A 3,414-nucleotide genomic window follows, 5' to 3' on the forward strand; every position below is an offset into this window, starting at 1 on the left:
ACCGTAGCTGGTTTCCAATCCCCAGAATGAAACCAGATATTGTGCCGGAATACCGCTTTCCTGTTGAATCTGATTCAGTAATCCACGATGCTTAGCCAATAACTCCCGCCCCCGCTGAACACGCTCATCATTAATGCGCGTATTAAAATAATTTGCAAATGTCTGCGTGAATTCGGGCTGGCGCCGATCCAATTCAATGACGCGTTGGTTGTGTTTGACCTTGCCCAGCACTTGCTGAACCGTTTTGTCGGAAATACCTTCAGTCTTCGCTTGTGCGCCTATTCGGGATATGCATTCATTAAAATGACTACTATCCGCATAAACATCATGCATCAATAACCAGCTTGAAAACACCAGAATCCCGGAGAATAGACGTCCATAACTGATATCAAGCAAGGCAAGCTTAATTTTTGGAGGGCAGCTTAATGCAAGTGCATGCATTTTATTATTTTCGATGAGGGCAGGTTGGCTTGATACAATCCGCGTATAAAGACAATGAGTGCTCCTGCAACCGGAATCCTCGATCGTTCGCAATAGCTTCCTGGCGTTGCTCTATTTCAGAATCATAAAATTCTTCGACACGACCACATTGCAAGCAAACCAGATGATCGTGATGCCCCCCGCGCTTCAGCTCAAATACCGCTTTACCACTTTCAAAATGGTGCCGCTCCAACAATCCGGCCTGCTCAAATTGTGTTAAAACGCGATAAACGGTGGCCAGTCCTATGTCTTCACCTTCGTTAAGCAATTCCTTATAAACATCTTCCGCGGACAAATGACGCACACTGCTTTGTTCAAATAAATTCAATATCTTGAGTCGCGGCAGCGTTGTTTTAAGGCCACTATTTTTGAGATCTATGCTTTTAAGGTCGCCGGAATTACTCATGGTTATCTCTGTTCAGAAAATGATTTGTTGTATCATATAGTGCTATGCTCACTTTGGAAACATATAATATCATCAATAAAATGGTTGCAAACATTCTCGCACCGCTGGTTTTCCTCATCTTAGCAGGGTGTTCATACCTTCCTCACATTCTATACAAGATCGATGTGCAACAAGGCAATGTGGTCACCGAAGAAATGCTGGAAAAGCTAAAGCCGGGTATGACTAAATCGCAAGTTCTTTTTGTCATGGGATCACCGCTGATTGTCGATACATTCCGCGACAATCGATGGGATTATGTGTATATATGGCGCGAAAAAGGCGATCTGATTGAACAAAAGCGGCTGACAATTTATTTTGAAGACGACAAATTAGTCAATCTTGAGAACCACCTGAGTTTTTCTAAGCATCCGGTCAAACCCAAGCCTATTGAGGCTAATCCTGAACCGGAAAAGATTCCGTCAGATACCACAGAGGCAAAATAAAGTGATAACTTTTATTTATTGCTCATCTAAACTTAAAATCATTGTAGGAATAAAATGATCATTCAAAAGATTGCTATCGCAGGCAGCGCCGGACGCATGGGGCGCACATTATTGGAGGCGGTTTCACAAGCCCCCGATATGCAACTCGCCGCTGCACTGGAAAGAATAGGCAGCCCTTATCTGAATAAGGACGCAGGAGAATTAATAGGCGCCAGTTGCGGCATTCCGGTTGTCAGCGATTTTGCAGCCGCGCTGAAAAATTGCCACCAACTCATTGATTTCACCCGTCCTGAGGGCACGCTCGCACACCTGGCCGTTTGCCGGGAAGCCGGTGTCAAAATGATCATTGGCACCACTGGTTTCTCTACCCAGGAAAAAGCACAACTCAAGGCAGCCGCACAGGATATTGCGATCGTATTCGCTCCCAACATGAGCGTTGGCGTGAATGTGACTTTCAAGTTACTGGAAATCGCCGCAAAAGTGCTGAATGAAGGCTACGATATTGAAATTATCGAGGCGCATCATCGGCATAAAGTGGACGCGCCATCCGGCACCGCGCTACGTATGGGCGAAGTCGTTGCTGATGCATTAAAAAGAGATCTCAGCAAAGTGGCCGTGTATGGACGCGAAGGTGTCACCGGCGAAAGAAATCCCGAAACCATTGGATTTGCAACCATCCGTGCAGGGGATATCGTCGGCGATCATACCGTCATGTTTGCCGGCATCGGCGAACGTGTGGAAATCTCGCATAAGGCCAGCAGCCGCATGACTTTTGCAATGGGCGCATTGCGCGCAGTGCGTTTCCTGGCCGATCAGCCGAATGGTTTGTTCGACATGCAGGACGTACTCGGTTTACGTTAATTTGTACAATCGTTAGCATAATTATTAGCTACCTGACTTAAGCGATCGCCAATCATGGCAACTTATGCAATGGGTGATCTTCAAGGCTGCTTTACGGCATTTCAGCGCTTGATTGACCACATTCAATTTGACCCTGCTGCAGATAAATTATGGCTGGTTGGCGACATCGTTAACCGCGGCCCCGATTCACTCTCGCTCTTGCGGCATATTAAACAAGCAGGCAGTGCGATGATTATGGTACTGGGCAATCACGATCTGCATTTATTGATGGTAGCTGCAGGCATCGCAAAGCAACATCCCAGCGACACGATTCAACCCATTCTGGATGCGCCCGATCGCGACGAATTATTGCATTGGCTGCGGCAACAAAAATTATTTCACACCGCAGACCAATACGCCATGGTACATGCGGGCTTATTGCCGTCCTGGTCGATTGTACAAGCCGAGCAATTGGCCCGTGAGGTTGAACATGCCCTACGCCAGGACGATGATCAGGAATTATTTGCACTGATGTATGGCAATGAGCCGAATTACTGGCAGGACGAATGGACCGGCCATGTTCGCCTGCGGGTCATCATCAACGCCATGACACGCCTGCGTGTCTGCACACCCGACGGCAGAATGAATTTCGCTTTTAAAGGCGATCTGCAATCCATCCCATCAGGTTATTTGCCATGGTTTAACTTACCCCAGCGAGCCAGTCGGCAACATACCGTCATCTGCGGCCATTGGTCGGCATTAGGATTACATCTCGCGGATAATGTGATTGCGCTGGATACTGGCTGCGTATGGGGCAGAGAATTGACAGCTATCCGGCTGGAAGATCGGAAAATTTTCCAACTTTCTTGTGCGGAATAGGCAGTGACAGCGCCTCAGCAATCGCATGCTCCGCGAAACGAGCTAATTCCCGTCGATTCTTCATCCCACATTGAACCGGTTCACGCACGATGAGTTCAACATGGATGCTCGTCTGACTCAGTATTTTTTGCAGCGATACGACCAAAGACGATTCGATATAGGCAGCTTCCGCGCAAATATCTCCTGCCACATTGCGATAACCAATGGCCACTGGGTAAAGCAGCGCATCGGATGCAACAGCCGATTGCAGCAACGAAGCGTGAAAATGATTGAGTTGAGTGCCATCAGTGGTAGTGCCTTCGGGAAACATAGCAACCCGCTCGCCTT

At 47.7% G+C, this 3,414-nt stretch carries 6 protein-coding genes; 3 read left to right on the forward strand and 3 right to left on the reverse strand.

Features of this window, described 5'->3' with window-relative positions; genetic code table 11:
* Together Q0K92_RS12880 and fur are read right to left on the reverse strand one after the other, a co-directional pair.
* Window positions 1-441 (reverse strand): lytic murein transglycosylase (locus Q0K92_RS12880; protein ID WP_297326198.1); only part of this gene is annotated, 441 nt, incomplete at its 3' end.
* Between the two features lie 4 nt (window positions 442-445).
* Window positions 446-886 carry a ferric iron uptake transcriptional regulator gene (fur, locus tag Q0K92_RS12885; RefSeq protein ID WP_297326199.1) on the reverse strand — a complete coding sequence of 147 codons (441 nt, stop codon included), beginning with the start codon at window positions 884-886 and terminating at the stop codon, window positions 446-448.
* 164 nt (window positions 887-1,050) lie between these two features.
* Between fur and Q0K92_RS12890 the strand changes: the two genes are divergently transcribed.
* Genes Q0K92_RS12890 through Q0K92_RS12900 form a run of 3 tightly spaced genes read left to right on the forward strand, consistent with a single transcriptional unit; the run spans window position 1,051 to window position 3,087 of the window.
* Window positions 1,051-1,368 carry an outer membrane protein assembly factor BamE gene (locus Q0K92_RS12890; protein ID WP_297326200.1) on the forward strand — a complete coding sequence of 106 codons (318 nt, stop codon included), beginning with the start codon at window positions 1,051-1,053 and terminating at the stop codon, window positions 1,366-1,368.
* 54 nt (window positions 1,369-1,422) lie between these two features.
* On the forward strand, window positions 1,423-2,229 hold the full coding sequence (dapB, locus tag Q0K92_RS12895) for a 4-hydroxy-tetrahydrodipicolinate reductase (RefSeq protein WP_297326201.1): 807 nt from the start codon (window positions 1,423-1,425) through the stop codon (window positions 2,227-2,229).
* 54 nt (window positions 2,230-2,283) lie between these two features.
* Window positions 2,284-3,087, forward strand: a complete 804-nt coding sequence (locus Q0K92_RS12900; protein WP_297326202.1) for a symmetrical bis(5'-nucleosyl)-tetraphosphatase — start codon at window positions 2,284-2,286, stop codon at window positions 3,085-3,087.
* Here the strand turns inward: Q0K92_RS12900 and Q0K92_RS12905 are convergent.
* On the reverse strand, window positions 3,038-3,414 hold a 377-nt coding region (locus Q0K92_RS12905), incomplete at its 5' end, for a 1-acyl-sn-glycerol-3-phosphate acyltransferase (RefSeq protein ID WP_366084452.1). The genes Q0K92_RS12900 and Q0K92_RS12905 overlap by 50 nt on opposite strands.

Origin of the sequence: Nitrosomonas sp., assembly GCF_024282095.1 — a bacterium.
Taxonomy (GTDB): Bacteria; Pseudomonadota; Gammaproteobacteria; order Burkholderiales; family Nitrosomonadaceae; genus Nitrosomonas.

Excerpts from the sequence above, each read along its gene's own strand:
- fur (WP_297326199.1), bottom strand. The coding sequence starts at position 886 with ATGAGTAATTCCGGCGACCTTAAAAGCATAGATCTCAAAAATAGTGGC.
- Q0K92_RS12900 (WP_297326202.1), top strand. The coding sequence starts at position 2,284 with ATGGCAACTTATGCAATGGGTGATCTTCAAGGCTGCTTTACGGCATTT.
- dapB (WP_297326201.1), top strand. The coding sequence starts at position 1,423 with ATGATCATTCAAAAGATTGCTATCGCAGGCAGCGCCGGACGCATGGGG.